This is a genomic window from Sphingomonas sp. JC676 (genome assembly GCF_014489075.1).
Lineage (GTDB): Bacteria > Pseudomonadota > Alphaproteobacteria > Sphingomonadales > Sphingomonadaceae > Sphingomonas.
In genome coordinates, this window is the sequence record NZ_JACTGR010000002.1 from 263359 (window position 1) to 281956 (window position 18598).

Annotated in this window: 17 protein-coding genes; all 17 read right to left on the reverse strand. The window is 66.5% G+C overall.

The features are described from left to right. Positions 1–69 precede the first annotated feature (69 nt). Positions 70–1536, reverse strand: a complete 1467-nt coding sequence (gene ftsZ, locus IAG41_RS08140; RefSeq protein ID WP_187728125.1) for a cell division protein FtsZ — start codon at positions 1534–1536, stop codon at positions 70–72. Positions 1537–1644: 108 nt separating this feature from the next. Further along, positions 1645–2904 (reverse strand): cell division protein FtsA, encoded by a 1260-nt coding sequence (gene ftsA / locus IAG41_RS08145; RefSeq protein ID WP_187728126.1) that lies wholly within the window; start codon positions 2902–2904, stop codon positions 1645–1647. 25 nt (positions 2905–2929) lie between these two features. Then, on the reverse strand, positions 2930–3832 hold the full coding sequence (locus IAG41_RS08150) for a cell division protein FtsQ/DivIB (protein WP_187728127.1): 903 nt from the start codon (positions 3830–3832) through the stop codon (positions 2930–2932). Further along, positions 3829–4761, reverse strand: a complete 933-nt coding sequence (locus IAG41_RS08155; RefSeq protein WP_316251115.1) for a D-alanine--D-alanine ligase — start codon at positions 4759–4761, stop codon at positions 3829–3831. Before IAG41_RS08155 ends, IAG41_RS08150 begins: the two co-directional genes overlap by 4 nt. Continuing rightward, entirely contained in the window at positions 4758–5660 is a 903-nt protein-coding gene (gene murB / locus IAG41_RS08160; RefSeq protein ID WP_316251116.1) for a UDP-N-acetylmuramate dehydrogenase, read from the reverse strand. Before murB ends, IAG41_RS08155 begins: the two co-directional genes overlap by 4 nt. Beyond that, positions 5657–5851, reverse strand: a complete 195-nt coding sequence (locus tag IAG41_RS08165; RefSeq protein ID WP_187728130.1) for a hypothetical protein — start codon at positions 5849–5851, stop codon at positions 5657–5659. The genes murB and IAG41_RS08165 overlap by 4 nt, the downstream gene beginning before the upstream one ends. Further along, positions 5848–7266 (reverse strand): UDP-N-acetylmuramate--L-alanine ligase, encoded by a 1419-nt coding sequence (gene murC, locus IAG41_RS08170; protein ID WP_187728131.1) that lies wholly within the window; start codon positions 7264–7266, stop codon positions 5848–5850. The genes IAG41_RS08165 and murC overlap by 4 nt, the downstream gene beginning before the upstream one ends. Continuing rightward, positions 7263–8417, reverse strand: a complete 1155-nt coding sequence (gene murG / locus IAG41_RS08175; protein WP_187728132.1) for an undecaprenyldiphospho-muramoylpentapeptide beta-N-acetylglucosaminyltransferase — start codon at positions 8415–8417, stop codon at positions 7263–7265. Before murG ends, murC begins: the two co-directional genes overlap by 4 nt. Then, entirely contained in the window at positions 8417–9592 is a 1176-nt protein-coding gene (locus tag IAG41_RS08180; protein WP_187728593.1) for an FtsW/RodA/SpoVE family cell cycle protein, read from the reverse strand. The genes murG and IAG41_RS08180 overlap by 1 nt, the downstream gene beginning before the upstream one ends. 53 nt (positions 9593–9645) lie before the next feature. Then, positions 9646–10986 carry a UDP-N-acetylmuramoyl-L-alanine--D-glutamate ligase gene (murD, locus tag IAG41_RS08185; protein ID WP_187728133.1) on the reverse strand — a complete coding sequence of 447 codons (1341 nt, stop codon included), beginning with the start codon at positions 10984–10986 and terminating at the stop codon, positions 9646–9648. Further along, a complete protein-coding gene (gene mraY / locus IAG41_RS08190; RefSeq protein ID WP_187728134.1) occupies positions 10983–12056 on the reverse strand; it encodes a phospho-N-acetylmuramoyl-pentapeptide-transferase in 1074 nt (357 codons plus the stop codon). The genes murD and mraY overlap by 4 nt, the downstream gene beginning before the upstream one ends. Further along, positions 12056–13429, reverse strand: a complete 1374-nt coding sequence (gene murF / locus IAG41_RS08195) for a UDP-N-acetylmuramoyl-tripeptide--D-alanyl-D-alanine ligase (RefSeq protein WP_187728135.1) — start codon at positions 13427–13429, stop codon at positions 12056–12058. The genes mraY and murF overlap by 1 nt, the downstream gene beginning before the upstream one ends. After that, positions 13426–14841 carry a UDP-N-acetylmuramoyl-L-alanyl-D-glutamate--2,6-diaminopimelate ligase gene (locus tag IAG41_RS08200; protein WP_187728136.1) on the reverse strand — a complete coding sequence of 472 codons (1416 nt, stop codon included), beginning with the start codon at positions 14839–14841 and terminating at the stop codon, positions 13426–13428. The genes murF and IAG41_RS08200 overlap by 4 nt, the downstream gene beginning before the upstream one ends. Further along, positions 14838–16550, reverse strand: coding sequence for a peptidoglycan D,D-transpeptidase FtsI family protein (locus tag IAG41_RS08205; RefSeq protein WP_187728137.1), 1713 nt, complete (start codon positions 16548–16550; stop codon positions 14838–14840). The genes IAG41_RS08200 and IAG41_RS08205 overlap by 4 nt, the downstream gene beginning before the upstream one ends. Further along, positions 16547–17110, reverse strand: coding sequence for a hypothetical protein (locus IAG41_RS08210; protein WP_262408541.1), 564 nt, complete (start codon positions 17108–17110; stop codon positions 16547–16549). Before IAG41_RS08210 ends, IAG41_RS08205 begins: the two co-directional genes overlap by 4 nt. Continuing rightward, the gene (gene rsmH, locus IAG41_RS08215; RefSeq protein WP_187728138.1) at positions 17110–18060 is read right to left on the reverse strand and encodes a 16S rRNA (cytosine(1402)-N(4))-methyltransferase RsmH; all 951 of its coding nucleotides are present in this window, start codon (positions 18058–18060) and stop codon (positions 17110–17112) included. Before rsmH ends, IAG41_RS08210 begins: the two co-directional genes overlap by 1 nt. Further along, the gene (locus IAG41_RS08220) at positions 18057–18542 is read right to left on the reverse strand and encodes a division/cell wall cluster transcriptional repressor MraZ (protein WP_187728139.1); all 486 of its coding nucleotides are present in this window, start codon (positions 18540–18542) and stop codon (positions 18057–18059) included. The genes rsmH and IAG41_RS08220 overlap by 4 nt, the downstream gene beginning before the upstream one ends. Positions 18543–18598: the final 56 nt, after the last annotated feature.

Genomic DNA, 18598 nt, shown 5'->3' on the forward strand with positions numbered 1-18598 from the left:
GGCTGCTGAACCGCCGATGACGCGTCGCCGGCCACTCGGCGAACCGAGACAGGCCGGCGACAAACGCCCTTATTGGTTGTTCTGGCTGCGCAGGAAGCGCGGGATGTCGAGCGGATCCTTGTCCTCGTCCTCTGTCTTGGCGCCGCGCGATGCGGAGGCCATGCGCTCGAACAAAGTGCCGCCGATCTTGCCGCGGGCAGGCTTGGCTTCGGGCTCGGGTTCGGGCTCGTCACTGCTGCCACCGGTCAACCAGCGGCGGCGACCGGTCGGCTGTTCGGGAACCGTCGGCTCAGGCTCGCCCGCAAGCATTGCGGGTTCGGGAAGCGCGGTGTCTGCGCCGAGCAAAAGCTCGTCCGTATCCGCAGCCTCATCCTGCACCTCAGCGACCGGTTCCGCCTCGGGCTCATAGGCCTCGGGAATGGGCGCTGCCTCTTCTGCGACAGGCTCGGCCTCGGGCTCGGAGAAACCGGGCTCCGGAGCTGCCGCCGGCTCGGCCGCGGTGGTGCGGCGCGGAGTCGAGAAGGAGAAGACGCGGGTCTGATCCAAAGCCGGCGCGGCGCGCGGAGCCGCGTTGGCATCGATGCCGGTGGCGACCACCGAGACGCGGATCTTGCCTTCGAGCTCGGGATTGAACGCCGAACCCCAGATGATGTTCGCATCGGGATCGACCAGCTCGCGAATGTGGTTCGCGGCTTCGTCGACTTCGAGCAGGCGCATGTCCTCGCCGCCCGTGATCGAGACGATCACGCCCTTGGCGCCGTTCATCGAGACGCCGTCGAGCAGCGGATTGGCGATCGCCTTCTGCGCCGCAATCAGGGCGCGGTCGTCGCCATCGGCTTCGCCGGTGCCCATCATCGCCTTACCCATCTCCTGCATCACCGAGCGGACGTCGGCGAAATCAAGGTTGATGAGACCCGGCATGACCATCAGATCGGTGATGCCGCGCACGCCCTGCTGCAGCACCTCGTCGGCCATCTCGAACGCTTCCTTGAAGGTCGTGTTCGCATTGGCGATCAGGAACAGATTCTGGTTCGGGATGACGATCAGCGTGTCGACGAACTTCTGCAGTTCCTCGATGCCGGCTTCCGCCGAATTGGCGCGGCGCTTGCCTTCGAAGGCGAATGGCTTGGTGACGACACCCACGGTGAGGATGCCCATGTCCCGCGCGGCCTTGGCGATCACCGGCGCGGCGCCGGTGCCCGTGCCGCCGCCCATGCCGGCCGCGATGAAGACCATATGCGCGCCCTCGAGCGCCTTCTGGACCTGGTCGATGGTTTCCTCGGCCGCCGCGCGCCCGATCTCAGGCCGCGAACCGGCGCCCAGGCCCTGCGTGATCTTGGCGCCGAGCTGGATCCGTTGACCCGCGCTCGATTGCTTGAGCGCCTGCGCATCGGTGTTGGCGACGAGGAACTCAACGCCTTGCACTTCGGCCTTGATCATGTTCGCAATGGCGTTGCCGCCCGCGCCGCCGACACCGATCACGGTGATCTTGGGCGTCAGCTCGTCCACATCGGGCGGAAGAAAATCGATACTCATCCTGTGGTCTCCCCTGCGACACGCTGGCGATGGCGCGTCACGTTAATTCGTTTCTGCACTAACCGTTACTTCGACTCTAGCCAAAAGCACCCCGGCCGACGCATTTCTTTAATAATTCGTCCGAAAAGCGGCCATAAGCCGCCGAAGAAGCGCTCCCGAGCTCGCCTTGGTGACGAGCTGGTGCGTGGGTTCGAGCGAACGCAAATCGATAGGATCGGCCGCGGCGAAGCGGGCGAGGCCCGCCAGCGTCGCGAAAGCCGGGCCGCTATGCGCCTCCGGCAATGCCGCCAGCCCCTTGGGCCGGCCGATGCGGACCGCACTGCCCAGCGACTGCTGTGCATAGTCCGCCACACCCTTGAGCTCGGCACCGCCACCGGTGAGGACGATCTGGCGGCCGATCGGATCCTGGAAGCCGAGCTTCTTCAGCTCCTTCTGGATCTCGGCCATCAGCCGCTCGAGCCGCTGGCGGATGACCGAATTGAGTGCCGTCTTGGTGATGCGCGGGCCCTCGGCGCTGTCGTCTGGGGTCGCAAGGACCACATCGATCATCTCGTGATTGTCGCGCGGCGACAGGTTCGCCGACCCGTGGAAGCACTTCGTCCGCTCGGCCCAGCTGCGCGGGGTGCCGAAGGCGGACGCGATATCGTCGGTAATGTCAGCCGAACCCATCGGGATCGAGGCAAGGCCGGCGAGCACGCCTTGGCAGAACACCGAGACATTGGTGACCGCGGCGCCGATCTCGACCAGCGCGACGCCCAGCTCGCGTTCCTCGTCGGTGAGGCAGGCCAGACCCGTCGCGACCGGCGCGGCGATGATCGAGCGGACCTCCAGGTGTGCTGAGCGGACGCAGAGATCGAGGTTGCGCACCGGCGAGCCGTCGGTCGAGACGACATGGATGTCGACGCCCAGGCGATCGGCATGGAGCCCGAGCGGGCGCTTGACCCCGGCAAGGCCGTCGACGGTGTAGCGCGTCGGCTGGGCATGGAGGACCATCTTGCCCTGCGGATCGATCGCGTCGCGTCCGGCCTTGAGCAACTCGTCGATATCGCCCTGCTCGACCCGGTGGCCGCCCAGATCGGCTTCGAGCTTGACGATGTCGGAGATCAGCCCGCCCGCCGAGAAGCTGACCCAGACATCCTCGATGTTGGTGCCGGCGATGCGCTCAGCCTGCTCGACCGCCTCGCGGATGGCGATCTCGGTCGCGTGCATGTCGGCGACATAGCCGCGCTTGACGCCGCGGCTCTCGCGCTGGCCGGTGCCAAGCACCACCAGCTCGCCATTGTCGCCCTTCTGCGCGATCAGCGCGGAAACCTTCGACGACCCCACGTCGAGCGCAGTGATCAGTCCTTCCGGTGCCGTTTTCGCCATCGCCCTGTACTCCCCTGCCCTAAACTCAAACGCCCGTCGGTGTCGGTATCGGCTGCGGCGGTTCGACCACCCCCTGCCTGCGTACCACCATCTTGTCCGGATCGCGCATATCGAAACCTAGATAACCCCTGCCGAGCAATCGTTCGGCTCCGTCCAGCTCGGCGAACTTCTTGAGCGCCGTCGCCGATTCCACTTCACCCTCGGGAAGTTGGAGCTTCTCGCCGGTGTTGAAGATCAGGTCCCACCGCCGATTGCCGACCCAGGTCGCCGCCTTGACGAGCGGCTTGAGCGCCGGCGCGGCATCCAACAACTGGCGGCGCGCGGGTTCCTGCGAATTGGCGCTCTCGCCGATCAACAGCGGCAGATCGGGCATGGCTTCGCGCGAAACCGGCTCGAGCGGCACGCCCGAGGGATCGACCAGCATCAGCTGACCGTGATTCTGCCAGATCGCGGCGGGCTCGCGCTCGACGATCAGGATGCGCAGCGTATTGGGCAGCCGGCGCGAGACGCGCGCGTCCTGAACCCAGGGAAATTTGAGCAGCCGCTCGCGCACCTGGTTCAGATCGACCAGCGGCATCGCGCGCGAATCCTGATCGAGGACCTGCTGGTAGACCGTCGCCTTGTCCATCCGCTTGAGACCGTCGATCTGGATCTCGTCGACCTTCAGGCCCGCCTCACCCACCGCCTGCGACATGCCGATGCCGATCATGCCGGGCACGCCGAAGAAGCTTGCCACGCCAAGTCCAGCGACAGCGACCAGACCGACAATGCCCCATGTCACAATCCGGTGCAGCGTAGCCTGGCTGAACGGCAGCCCGGCAATCGCCTGATCGAGCAGGCCCGGCCGCTTGGTCCGGCGCGCGTTCTTGCGCGGCTGGGGCTTGGCGCCCCGCCGCGTCGCAGTTCGCTGGGCCGGCTTGCGGCTCATGCGGCCTTCTCGGCCATGGCTTCGTCGATAATGCGCTGCACGAGCTCGGCATAGCCGATCCCGAGGTGCCTTGCCTGCTCGGGAACAAGACTGAGCGGGGTCATACCGGGCTGGGTGTTGACTTCGAGCAGGAACAGCCCCTCGACACCCTGTTCATCATCCCAACGGAAATCCGAACGCGACGTGCCCTTGCAGCCGAGAAGCCGATGCGCCTCGCACGCGATGCGCTTGCAGGCATCGGCCACGTCGTCGGGAATCTGCGCGGGGAAGACATGCTCGGTCATCCCGTCGGTATATTTGGCGTCGTAGTCATAGAAGCCGCTTTTAGGCTTTAACTCGGTGACGCCGAGCGCCTGGTCGCCGAGCACCGCGGTGGTCAGCTCGCGGCCGCGGATAAAGGGTTCGGCGAGCAGCTCGTCAAATTCCTGCCACGGCCCCTTGGCTTCGGCGCTGATCGGATTGCCGTAATTGCCCTCGGCGGTGACGATCGCCACGCCGACAGACGAGCCTTCGTTGACCGGCTTGAGCACATAGGGTCGCGGCAGGGGATCGTGCTCGTACAGCTCCTCCACCTGCACCATGCGTCCGCCGGGCATCGGGATGCCGTGCGGGATTAGCGCCTGCTTGGTGAGCTGCTTGTCGATCGCGATCACCGAGGTGACGAGGCCGGAATGGGTGTAGCGGATGCCCATCAGATCGAGCATGCCCTGCACCGTACCGTCCTCACCAGGCGTGCCGTGAAGCGCATTGAAGACGATGTCCGGCTTCACTTCGCCCAGCTTCACCGCGACGTCGCGATCCATGTCGATGCGCGTGACGCGGTGGCCCAGGCTCTCGAGCGCATCGGCGATGCCACTGCCCGAACTCAGCGAAACCTCGCGCTCGGCGGACCATCCGCCCATCAGGACTGCAACGTGCAGCTTACTCACTTGGTTACTCCAACACGCTGGATTTCCCATTCCAGCGTCACGCCGGATTGCACCTTCACTTTGGCTCGGACTTCCTCGCCGAGCGCTTCGATATCCGCGCTGGTCGCCTCGCCAAGGTTGAGCAGGAAATTGCAATGCTTCTCGCTGACCTGGGCGTCACCCTTGCGCAGGCCGCGACAGCCCGCGGCGTCGATCAGCGCCCAGGCCTTGTGTCCTTCGGGATTCTTGAAGGTCGAGCCACCGGTCTTCGAACGCAGCGGCTGCGACTCCTCGCGCGCGGCGGCGATGCGGTCCATTTCCGCCTGGATCGCGGCAGGATCACCGGGATGGCCATGGAAGGTCGCGCTGACCACGATCGCGCCTTCAGGCAATGCGCTGTGGCGATAGGTGTAGCCGAGATCGCCGAGGCCGAGCGTCTTCTGCTCGCCCGTGCGCAGCACAACCTCGCACTCGACCAGGATGTCCTTCACTTCGCGGCCATAGGCACCCCCGTTCATCCGGACGAAGCCGCCGACCGTACCGGGGATCGAGCGCAGAAATTCGACACCAGCGATGCCGGCATCGCGCGCCTTGGAGGATACGAGGATGCCGGATGCGCCGCCACCGCAGCGAAGCGTGGTCGCATCGACCTGCTCGACGGTCGCGAACGCCTTGCCGAGCCGCACCACCACGCCGGGCACGCCGCCGTCACGCACGATCATGTTCGAACCGAGCCCCAAGCCCATCACGGGTACCGAGGGATCGAGCGCGAAGAGGAAATCGCTGAGATCCTTGATATCCGCCGGCTCGAAAAGCCATTCCGCGGCGCCGCCGCTCTTGAACCAGACGAGCGGCGCGAGCGAAGCCCCATGCGTCAGCCGCCCACGAACCGAAGGAAGCGCGTAACAGACTGCGCTCACTTCCACCCCCAGAGGCTCGACCATTGCTTCCACGCGGCGAGGTTTGCCTCGGCGGCCTTTTGCCCGGCCTCCTGGAACTTCATGAGCTCGCGGCCGCCCTCGAGCATCTTCTGCGCGGCGTCCATCTGGGCCTTTTGCGCGCGGAGGATCTCGCGCTGCATCTCGATCGCGGTGGAGAAGAAGTCGCTCATGCCGCCACCTCTTCGCGGGCGGCTTCGATCGCAGGAGCAAGGCCCGCCGCCCATTTGGTGATGTCGCCGGCGCCGAGGCACACGACCATGTCATCGGCCACCGTCGCCTCCGCCAGCGCCTTGGCCAGCCCGCCCGCATCGGCAACTGCCGCGACCGCGCGATGCCCGCGACGGCGGATATTCTCAACCAAAGCCTCGGCGTTGACGCCCTCGATCGGCTGCTCGCCCGCGGCATAGACCGGCGCGACATAGACCATGTCGGCGTCGTTGAAGGCCTGAGCGAAGTCGTCCATCAGATTGCCGAGGCGCGTATAGCGGTGCGGTTGGACCACCGCGATCACGCGACCCGTGGCGCTCTCACGCGCCGCCGCCAAGACGGCGCGGATCTCGACCGGATGATGGCCGTAATCGTCGATGATCGTGACGCCATTGGTCTCGCCGACCTTGGTGAAGCGACGCTTGACGCCCTCGAACCTGGCGAAGCCCTGCTGGATCGTCGCATCGGGAATGCCGAGCTCCAGCGCCACGCCGATCGCGGCGAGCGCGTTCTGGACATTGTGGCGGCCCGGCATCGGCAGCTCGATATTCTCGATCGAACGCGTCGTGCCGTCGCGATGTCGGATGATCGCCTCGAACCGGTTGCCGCCGCCATGCGGGGTGACGTTGACGCCGCGCACGTCCGCCGAAGCGGCGAAGCCGTAGGTGACGATGCGGCGGTCACGGACGCGCGGGATGATCGCCTGCACTTCCGGATGATCGAGGCAGAGCAAGGCCGCGCCGTAGAAGGGCACATTCTCGACGAACTCGACGAACGCCGCCTTCACCCGGTCGAAATCGCCATAATGATCGAGATGCTCGGGATCGATATTGGTGACTACCGCGATCGTCCCGTCCAGGCGCAGGAAGCTGCCGTCGCTCTCGTCGGCCTCGACCACCATCCAATCGCTGTCGCCAAGGCGCGCGTTGGAGCCGTATTGGTTGATGATGCCGCCGTTGATGACCGTCGGATCGACCCCGCCGGCATCGAGGATCGCGGCGATCATCGACGTGGTCGTGGTCTTGCCGTGCGTGCCCGCCACCGCGACGGTGGACTTCAGCCGCATCAGCTCGGCGAGCATCTCCGCGCGGCGCACCACCGGAATTCGGCGGTCATAGGCTGCCTCGACCTCGGGATTGGTGCGGACGATCGCGGTGGAGACGACCACCACCGCCGCGTCGCCCAGATTCTCCGCGTTATGGCCGATCTCGACCTTGATGCCGCGATCGCGCAGGCCCTGGACGACATAGCCCTCGGCAACGTCCGAACCCTGCACCTTATAGCCGAGATTGTGCATCACCTCGGCGATGCCGGACATGCCGATCCCGCCGATGCCGACGAAATGGATCGTGCCGATGTCGGTTGCGACGCCCTTCATGCGTAGACTGGCCTTCCCTGGACTGCGGCGCGCCGGCTCCCGCCCACAGGGGCTTCGGGCGCATGGATCGATTCGACGAGATCGGCGAGGTCGCGCACGGCGTAAGGCCGGCCAACGCTGCGCGCGCGCGCCGCGGCATTCTCGAGCGCATGCGTGTCGAGGCCGAGCTTCTGGATCTGCTTGGCGAGCTCGGTCGCGGTAAAATTGCGCTGCTGGATCGTGCGGGCGCCGCCGGCATCGGTGATCTCGCGGGCATTGGCGGTCTGGTGATCGTCGGTCGCGCTGGGCAGGGGCACGAGGATCGCGGGGCGCCCCGCCGCCGTCAGCTCGGCGATGGTCGAGGCGCCGGCGCGGGCGATGACGATATGCGCCCAGGCGAGATGCTCGGGCATGTCGGGGAGATAGGTCGCGATCTCAGCCGGGATCTCATGCGCCTGATATTTGGCGCGCACCGCGTCGATATCTTCGAGCCGCGCCTGGTGCGTCACCTGAAGGCGGCGGCGGAAATGGACGGGGAGCAGCGCGAGACCGTCGGGCACGACCTGGCTGAGGACCGAGGCACCCTGGCTGCCGCCGGTGACGAGCACCCGGAAGATGCCGTCTTCCTCGATGATCGGATAGGGCCGGTTGCGCAGCGCCAGCACCGCTTCGCGCACCGGATTGCCGACGAGATGCGTCTTGGGCTGCCAGCTGTCCTTGAGTCGCTCGACCGTGCCATAGGAGGTCGCGATCGCATCGACCCGTCCCGCAACGAAACGATTCACACGGCCGAGCACGGCATTCTGTTCGTGCACGATCGTGGGAATCTTGGCGCGGAAGGCGGCGAGCAGCGCCGGAAGCGCCGGATAGCCGCCGAACCCGATCACCGCCGAGGGCTGGATATCCTTGAAGAGCCTGAGCGCCATCGAGCGGCCCGCCATCATCTTGCCCGCTGCCTTGACGAAGCCGAGCGCGCCGCCGCCGAGGCGGCCTGCGGGCAGGACATGCGTCTCAACATCTTCGAAAAGCCCGGGAAAACGCACGCCGCGATCGTCGCTGACCAGAGCGACGCGATGGCCGCGATTTGCCAGCTCCACCGCCAGCGCGGCCGCGGGCACCATATGCCCGCCGGTCCCCCCGGCTGCGAGAACGTAGCTGCGCGACTTGCTCATCAATTGCTCCACCGAACGGTATAAGGGGAGCGCTTCAGATACGGGTTTCGCCGCGTGAAAGCGAGCAGGAGACCATAGCCGATCGAAAGCGCAACCATCGACGATCCGCCATAGCTGATGAAAGGCAAGGTCATCCCCTTGGACGGCGCGATACCGGTGTTGACCGCCATGTTGATCAACGCCTGGACGCCGAACTGCGCCGCCAGGCCGGCCGCTGCGAGCAGGCGGAAGGCGTCTTCCTCGTCGAGCAGCTTCATAAGCACGCGGATGACGATGGCGAGATAGAGCAATACGATCACCGCGCACGCGATCAGCCCGAACTCCTCGCCGATCACCGAGAAGATATAATCGGTATGCGCCTCGGGCAGCTTGAACTTGACCTGGCCGCTGCCGGGTCCTGCCCCGGTCAGCCCGCCGGCGGTCAGCGTATCGTGCGCCATTTCGAGCTGGTAGCGATCGGAGAGCGCGGCTTCCTTGGTCGGGAACAGGAAATTATCGATGCGGGTGCGTGCGGTGCCGTAGAACAGATAGGCCGCGACGACGCCCGCGACTGCCGTACCGCCCAGCCCGGCGATCGCCGCGGGCGAGATGCCCGAAATCATCAAGAGGATCACCCAGACCGTGCCGAACACGATCGTCTGGCCGAAATCGGGCTGCATCATCAGCAGCACGCCGATCAGCGCGGTGATGCCGCCGGTGACGAACAGCACCGGGAGCTCGGGGTCGCGTGCGCGAAACGAGAGCATCCACGCGGTCGAGACGATGAAGAGCGGCTTGAGGAACTCGGAGGGCTGGAGATCGGAAATGCCGAGGTTGATCCAGCGACGCGCGCCGTTCACCTCGTGGCCGACGAACGGCACAAGCGCCAGCAGGACGAGGAACAGGCCCGCCCCGATCAACGACAGGCGCCGCGCTAAGGTGGTGGGCAGCATCGACACGCCGATCAGCACGGGCACCGAGACGCAGACCCACATCAGCTGGCGCCAGAAATAATACATCGCCGGCATCTGGTGCGCGGCATCCGAATAGCGCCGCGCGGTGGCAGGCGAAGCGGCGGCCACCGCGACCAGCCCGATCGCGATCAGCAGGAAGGCGAGCAACAGCAGCACGCGATCGACTTCCCAGAACCACATGCCCGCCCGGCTCTTGCTCGCGCGGCTGAGCTGGTTCGACATCCGCGGCCGTGCGACCTGGGGCTCCGTCGCTTCCGGCGCTTCGGACACTTCGTTCACCCGAGCGCCTCCACGGCATCGCGAAAGGCTTGGCCGCGCGCTTCATAGTCGCGGAACTGATCGAACGAGGCGCAGGCGGGCGACAGCAGCACGGTCTCGCCGGGCTTGGCGTTAGCGGCGGCGCTGCGGACTGCCTGATTCAGCGTGCCGGACTGCTCGACGGGCATCTCGCCCTGGAGCATTTCCGCGAACATCTCCGCCGACTCGCCGATCGTATAGGCGTGTGCGACATGACCGAAGCCAGGGCGGCAGGCGTCGAGATCGTCGGTCTTGGCCTTGCCGCCGAGAATCCAGTGGATGCGGGGATAGGCGGCGAGCGCCGGCGCCGTGGAATCGGGATTGGTTGCCTTGCTGTCGTTGACGTAGAGCACGCCGTCACGGGTCTTCACCCGTTCCATGCGGTGCGGCAGGCCTGGGAAGCTCTCGAGGCCGCGAGCGATCGCAGCTTTGTCGATCCCCAGCGCCTCGCATGCAGCGATGGCGGCGAGCGCGTTCTGGGCATTGTGCGGCCCCTGCAGCGCCGGCCAGCGCGACTGATCCATGCACACGCCGGGCGCGATCTTGGTCAGGTCTTCGCTACGGCCTGCGGCGGCGACCTGCCGCGCGACAGCGGCTGAAGGTTCGTCGCCGATCCCGATGACCGCGGCATGCCCCTTGGACTGCATGGCGAACAGGCGCGCCTTGGACGCGGCATAGCCTTCGAAGCCGTCATAGCGATCGAGGTGATCGGGGGTGATGTTGAGCAGCACCGCCACGTCGCAATCGAGGCTGTGGGTAAGATCGATCTGATAGCTCGACAATTCGAGCACATAGACGCCGCCTTCGGGCAGCGGATCCTGCCCCAGGATCGGCAGGCCGATATTGCCACCCAGCCGCGCTGGGATACCGGCGGTCTCGAGAATATGGTGGATCAGCGCGGTGGTGGTCGACTTGCCGTTGGTGCCGGTGATGCCGACGACCTTATGCGGGGGAAGCTCGGCGCGCGCCTGAGCGAACAGCTCGATGTCACCAACTATGGGAACACCATATCTCGCGGCTTTTTCGGCCACAGGGTGCCGATTGAGCGGCACCCCGGGCGAAACGACGATCGCCTCAAAATTCATCGATAGATCGACCGGGAAGGAAACCCAGTCCTTCGTCTCAAGATGTGTCAGGGTCCCCGATCTTTCACGATCAGATTTGGCTTGTTCCCAAACCGCCTGTCGCGCCAGTTCGTTGTCGTCCCAACCCAATATATATGCACCGCTTGCGCCCAACGCGCGCACCGTCGCCAGCCCCGAGCGAGCGAGCCCCAGAACTGCATAGCGTTTGCCGCGCCAGGCGGTGCTCGTGATCACCGAAGCTTCAGCGTCGCGAGGCCCGCGAGCGCCAGCACGAAGGCGATGATCCAGAAGCGGATTACGACCGTCGGCTCGGACCAGCCGAGCTGCTCGAAATGGTGGTGGATCGGCGCCATCTTGAAGACGCGCTTGCCGGTGCGCTTGAAGAAACCCACCTGGATGATGACGCTCAGCGCCTCCATCACGAACAGGCCGCCAATGATGCCGAGCACCAGCTCATGATGCGCGGTAACAGCGATCGTGCCCAGCGCGCCGCCCAGCGCCAGCGAGCCGGTGTCGCCCATGAAGACCGCGGCCGGTGGCGCGTTGAACCACAGAAAGGCAAGCCCCGCCCCGATCATCGCTCCGCAGAAGATGGCGAGATCGCCCGCGCCCGGCACGTGCGGGATGCCGAGATAGGTCGCGTAGATCTTGTTGCCCGCGAGGTAGACGATCAGCATGAACGCCATGCTGGCGATCACCACCGGCATGGTCGCCAGGCCGTCGAGCCCGTCGGTCAGGTTCACCGCGTTGCCGAACGCCACGATCGTGAAGGCGGCGAAGACGATGTAGAAATAGCCGAGATCCGGATGGATCCAGCTGAAGAACGGCACATAGAGCTGGGTATTGCCCTGCGAGAAGATGATGATCGCACTGGCAATGCCAGCGATCAGGAACTCGCCGAGCAGCCGGATTCTGCCCGAGACGCCCGCGGTGCTCGCCTTACGCACCTTGTCGTAATCGTCGAGGAACCCGATCATGCCGAACCCGAAGGTGACGAACATGCACGCCCAGACATAGGGGTTGCGCAGATCCATCCAGATCAGCAGCGAGAGCATCAGGCTGGTCAGGATCATCAGCCCGCCCATCGTCGGCGTGCCGCGCTTGGCGAGGTGGCTCTGCGGTCCGTCGGTGCGGATCGGCTGTCCCTTGCCTTGGCGTAGCCGCAACCAGCCGATGAAGCGGGGCCCGATCAGCAGGCCGAGCAGCAGCGCCGTCGCCACCGCGCCGCCGGTGCGGAACGAGAGGTAGCGGAAGAGATTGAGGACGCCCGGGAAGCCCAGTTGGTCCGCGATCAAATACAGCATTACGCAGGGACCCTTTCCGCCAACGCCGCCACGAGCGTCGAGAGCCGCACGCCGTTCGAACCCTTTATGAGGACCGCATCGCCCGGCGCCAGCACGGACTCGAGCCGCGCACGCGCCGTCGCGGCGTCGGGCACATGGACGAAATCGATCCGTCCCTCAAGGGCTTGCGCGAGCGGCGCCATCGCGTCGCCGACCAGGATCGCATAGTCGACGCCGGCGGCCTCGACCGGGCCGGAGAGTTCAGCGTGGAACGCGTCCGAATGCTCGCCCAGTTCACGCATCTCGCCGAGCACGGCGACCTTGCGGCCCGGCTCGTGCGCCAGCACCTCGAGCGTGGCGCGCATCGAGGCGGGGTTGGCGTTGTAGCTTTCGTCGATCACCAGCGCCTCGCCGTCGCCCGTCGGCACCAGCAGGCGCGCGCCGCGGCCGGCGAGTCCCCCCATTTCGGCCAGGGCCAGTCCGGCAAGTTCCAGATCACCGCCCACGGCGTCGACCGCGGCGAGGATGGCCATGGCGTTGGACACCCAGTGCGCGCCGGGCTGCGAGATGGTGAAGCTAAGCTCGCGGTCCCCGAAGCGCGCGGTGACGAACGTGCCGCCGGTGCGCGTCCGCATCGTTTCGACCGCACGGAAATCGGCATCTTCGCCCATTCCGAACGTCACGATCCGGTCAGCGTGCGGCTTGGCGGCAGCGATCAGCCGGTCGCGATGCGGGCTGTCGAACGGCACGATCGCAATGCCGCCGGGCTCCAGGCCCTGGAAGATCTCGCTTTTGGCGTCGGCGATCGCCGCTTCGCTCGCGAAGAAGCCCATATGGGCCGGCGCGATCGTGGTGACGATGGCGACGTGCGGGCGCACCAATCGCGTCAGCTGCGCGAGTTCGCCGGCATGGTTCATACCCATTTCGAACACACCAAACCGCGCGGTGCGCGGCATGCGGGCCAGGCTCAGCGGAACGCCGGTATGGTTGTTGTAGCTCTTGACCGAGCGATGCGCACAGCCGGGATCGTTGCGGTCGAGCGCGGCAAACAGCGCCTCCTTGGTGCCGGTCTTGCCGACCGATCCGGTCACGCCGATCACCTTGCCGCCCATGCGTCCGCGCGCGGCCACGCCCAGCGCGTCGAGAGCCGCCGTCGTGTCTTCGACGAATATATGCGGATACGTCGTCGTCTGCGAGACGATGGCGGCCGCCGCGCCCTGCGCGAAGGTCTGGTCGAGGAAGCGGTGGCCGTCGGTGCTCTCGCCCTTCAGTGCCAGGAACAGATCGCCAGGGCCGACTTCGCGCGAATCGAAAGTGACGCCCGACACCTCGAACGGCTCGGATGCCGTGCCGCCCGTGGCGAGCGCGATCTCGTCGGAAGTCCAAAGCATCATGCCGCGCACTCCCGCGCGACGGTCACGTCGTCAAACGGCAGCACGAGATCGCCGACAATCTGGCCCTGCTCGTGACCCTTGCCGGCGAGCAGGACGATGTCCTCGGGCCCCGCCATCCCGATCGCGGCGGCGATGGCGGCGCGACGGTCGCCGATCTCCAGCGCGCCCGGTGCGCCTTTGAGCACCTGCGCCCGGATCGTGGCGGCATCCTCGCCGCGCGGATTGTCGTCGGTCACGATCACCACGTCGGCAGCCGCCGCCGCTGCCTGACCCATGGGCTCGCGCTTGCCGGTGTCGCGATCGCCGCCGGCGCCGAACACCAGGATCAGCCGGCCCTTGGTATGGGGCTTCAAGGCCGCGATAGCCGCCTCAAGTGCGTCTGGGGTGTGCGCATAATCGACATAGACCGGCGCGCCGGCCTGGGTGATCACGGCGCGCTCCAGACGCCCGCGCACCGGCTGCAACCGGGCGAGATTGGCGATCGTCGCCGCGACATCGCCGCCGGTCGCGATCACCAGCCCAGCCGCGGTCAGCGCGTTGGCGGCCTGATAGGCGCCGATCAGCGGGAGCATCACCTTGTGGGTGCGGCCCTCGGCCTCGATTTCGAGGCCCTGGCCAAGCAGGGTCGGGTCGCGCGACACCAGCCGCAACGTCTCGCCATGCTCGCCGACCGTCACCAGCCGATTGCCGCGCTGGCGGGCGAGATCCTCGATCCTGAGCGCGTTGGGATCGTCGGCCCAGACCACCGCAGCGCCGTCCAGATCGAGCACATCGGCGAACAGGCGCATCTTGGCGTGGAAATAGGTTTCCATGTCGCCGTGATAGTCGAGGTGATCGCGGCTGAGATTGGTGAACGCGGCCGCGCGCACCGGCAGTCCTTCGGTGCGGTATTGCGACAAACCGTGCGACGACGCCTCGAACGCGACATGGCTGACGCCCTCGCGCGCCAGTCCCGCCACGTTCGACAGGAAGGTGACGATGTCGGGCGTGGTGAGCCCGGTCGAGACGCGGTCGTCGGCGGTGGTCACGCCGAGCGTGCCGATCGAGGCGGCGTGGAAGCCCGCCATGCGCCAGAGCTGGCGCGTCATCTCGACGGTGGAGGTCTTGCCGTTGGTGCCCGTCACCGCGACGGCGGTCTCCGGAAACGGCGCGAAGAATTTCGCCGCGAGCCGGGCGAATTTCTCGCGCGGATTGGCATCAGCGACATGGAGCGCGCCCTCGACGACCGCTTCCGGCCGGGCGACAATCGCAATGGCGCCGGCCTTCACGGCCGCCGGAATGAAATCCTCGCCGTTGAAGCGCGCGCCTTCGAACGCACCGAATATCGTCCCCGGCGCCACCTTGCGGTGGTCGATCGCGAACCCGGTGACGTTGGCGCCTTGATCGCCGCCCGTCAGTGCCCCGAGCTTCATTGGGCGGCCTTTTTTGGGTCGGGTTCCCGCTTGACCAGCGGCATGAGCTCGCTTTCGTCGATGTCGCGATTGCTGTCGGGCGCGACGCCGAGCATCGCCCCGGTGCGGCTGATGACGCGCGAGACGACCGGGGCGGCGGTCCAGGCGGCGGTGGTGCGGTAAACCCCGATTGCGGGATTAGCCTTGGGTGAGTCGAGCATGGCAAGCACCACATAGCGCGGCGCGTCGATGGGGAAAGCCGCCGCGAAGGTCGAAACGTTGCGATGCTTGTCGTAACCACCCTCCGCCGCAGCTTCGGCCGTGCCGGTCTTGCCCGCGACCCGATAACCGGGCGCCTCGCCCTTCCTGCCGGTGCCGCTGAGCACGATTAGCCGCAACAGCTGGCGCATCCGCGCGCTGGTCGATTCCTTCAGCGCACGACGGCCCGCGGGAGGATGGGCGGGGTCGACCTTCATCATCGTCACCGGCCGCCAGATGCCGCCATTGACGAGCGTGGCATAGGCATTGGCGAGATGCAGCGGGGTGACCGCGATGCCGTGGCCATAGCCCGCGGTCATCACCGTGATACGGCCCCAGAAACTGGGCCACATGGGCTGGCGGCCGCTGCCCAGCTCGGTGATGGGCTGTTTGTCGAAGCCGAGCCGGCGGAACATGTCCTGCAATTTCTCGGCGCCCAACTCGTCGACGATCCGCGCCGTGGCGATGTTCGACGAATAGACCAATGTTTCCGGGATGTTGAGCCAGCGGAACTGCTCGTCGCCCGGGTCGTCATGAACAGCAAAACGGCCAACCTGCAGCGGCTTGGTCGCATCGAAGCGGCGCGACATCGAGGTGATCGTGCCAGAATCGATCGCCGCCGCGACCGCGATCGGCTTGAAGGTCGAACCCAGCTCGTAGACGCTCTGCGTCAAATTGTTGCGCGGCACTTCGGTCTGGATCGAATTGGGATTGAAGCTGGGCAGCGAGACCATCGCCAGCACCTCACCCGTATGCACATCGAGCACCACACCGGCTGCGCCCCGCGCCTGAAGCGCGGTCATCGCGTTGCCGAGTTCGCTCTCCAGTGCAGCCTGGACGCGCGAGTCGAGCGACAATGCGACTGGCTGACCGCGCCGCGCCGGATCGGTGAGCTGGGCGTCGAGCGCCCGCTCCATCCCGAACTTCCCGCGTCCCTTGTCATCGAGATAGCCGAGCACATGCGCGGCCATGCCGGACTGGGGATACAGCCGATCGGGTTCGCGCCGGAATTCGATGCCGGGCTGGCCGAGAGCATTCACCGCGCTCACCAGCTCGGGCAGCGCGCGGCGCTTCAGATAGGCGAAGGTGCCGCCCGAATTGAGGATCGCATAATAATGGCCGGCGGTCTGATCGGGGATCAGCTCCGCAAGCCGCTGCGCGAGCTGGCCCTTGTCGCCGATCACCTGGTTCGGATGGATCGCGATCGACCATGCATCGATGCTACGCGCGAGCGGCGCGCCGTTGCGATCGACGATATCGCCGCGCGGCGGAAGCAGACCGGCCGCAACGTCGCGCGCCACCGCCGGCTCGGCCCAGAGCGCGAGCAATGCCAGCTTGGCGATGATCGCAAACATTCCCGCGCCGAACAGCAGCGACAGGATCATCAGCCGTAATTGGGCAATGGCGACAAGCGCCTGCCGGGCTCCGCCCGTACGACCCTTGCGGGTCGGCGGGGCGACGACGACGATCAACGCAGTGCCAGCTTCTCGCGCTTTGCCAGCTTTTCGAGATCGTTCACCGTCGACGCGCTCAGCACGCTGCGATCCACCATCGCCACGGTCTTGCGGTCAGCCCTGTTCATCAGGTTGCGAAGCTCCGAATCCTGCTGGGCAACGCTCTTGCCCGAATCCTTCGCTTGCACCCGATTGGCGTTGGACGCCACCACTGCTGCGACAGTCTGGACAGGGCTAGCGCCCGTCGGAACCACCAGAGCGGCGGTCTGCATGGTCGCTTCGGTATCGACCTTGTCCAGATCGGCGAGCTGCGTTTCGCTTGTGAGATATTGCTGCGGCGCAGGTGCGGCCATCGCCAGCACGTCGCCGTTCCAGCGCTCGATCTGGGCAAGGTTCGCGCGGGTGTTGAACTCGGTCTCGAGCCCGCGAATGTCCCTCTGCGCTTGGACGATCGACGCCTCGACCGACTTCAGCCGCGCGCGCTCCGCCGCGCCGTGCGACGTCACCATGTAGCAAGCCGGTGCCACGATCACGCCGCACAGGAACCAGCCCAATCCCTTGAAGCCCTGAACCGCCATCATCCTGCTCCTTGATCAGACCACGGTGCCGCGGCGGTCCGCTGCGCCACGCGCAGGGTCGCCGATCGGGCACGTGGGTTACGCGCTACCTCCGCCTCGCCGGGCTTCACGGCCTTGGCTGGCGGCTCAAAACTGGGTTCGGCCCGGGGGCCGGTCGCCGGACGGTGGCGCGAGCCCGCGGGCTCGCTGCCGCTGCGCTCCCGGAGGAAGCGCTTGACCATCCGGTCTTCGAGGCTGTGGAAGGTCACCACCGCGAGCCGCCCGCCGGGCTTGAGCACGCGCTCGGCGGCGGCCAGCCCCTCGGCCAGTTCGTCGAGTTCGCGGTTGATGAAGATGCGGACTGCCTGGAAGGTGCGGGTCGCCGGATCCTTCTTGTCGTGCGGCTTGTAACCCAGTGCCTTGCGGACGACGTTCGCCAGCTCCGACGTGCGGCTGAGCGGGCGCGCACGGACGATCGCGCCGGCAACGCGGCGCGAGCGCGGCTCCTCGCCATACTCGTAGAGCACATCGGCGATCTCGGCTTCGTCGGCGGTGTTGAGCCATTCGGCCGCGGTCACGCCTTCGCCCGCCATCCGCATGTCGAGCGGACCGTCGGACTGGAACGAGAAGCCCCGATCGGCCTGGTCGAGCTGCATCGACGACACGCCGATATCCATCGTCACGCCGTCGACGGGCACGAAACCGCGGCGGACGAGTTCGCTTTCCATCTGGCTGAACGGCGCCTCGATCAGGGTCAGCCGTCCACCCGAGGACGCCACCAGAGTTTGGCCGCCCTCGATCGCACGGGGGTCGCGATCGAAGGCGGCCACCTCGGCACCCCGCTCGAGGATGGCGTCGGTGTAGCCGCCCGCTCCGAAGGTGCAGTCGACATGGCGCTCGCCGGGCACGATGGCGAGCGCGTCGACCACTTCGTCGAGCAGCACGGGGATGTGGGGAGCTTCGCCGGTCACAGCGTCACGCCCTTGGACTGGCAGAGGAATTCGCAGATCTCGCGCAGCGCCGGATCGGCGTTGGGATCGGCCAGCAGCACTTCGGGCGCCCAGACCTCGAATGTCTCGCCGGCGCCGCTGAAGAACGCCCATTTGCCGATCTTCGCCTTGGCCTTGAAGAAGGGCGGAATCACGAAGCGGCCGCTGTCGTCGAACGGCGCCTTCTCGACCAGGCCGAAGGCACGGCGCTTGGCGCGACTGTCGCCCTCCTGGCCCTGATCGGCTGCGATCTGCTCGCGGCGATCGATGCGCTCGTATTTTTCCTTCGACCAGCCGGCATCATGCGCGGAGAGGCACGGATCTGCCGCATGCATGCCGATGACGATCTGGCGGGTGTCGGAATTGCGCTCGGCGGCGGCGCGCAGGTCTGCGGGAATAGCGACCCGACCCTTCTGGTCGACCGCCTGAAGCGCAAAGCCTTCGAAGAGCTCCCGATCCGCCACTTGCCCAAACCCCAATGGGCACGACCCTCCCGTCTCCGGAATCACGCCTTCGCGGC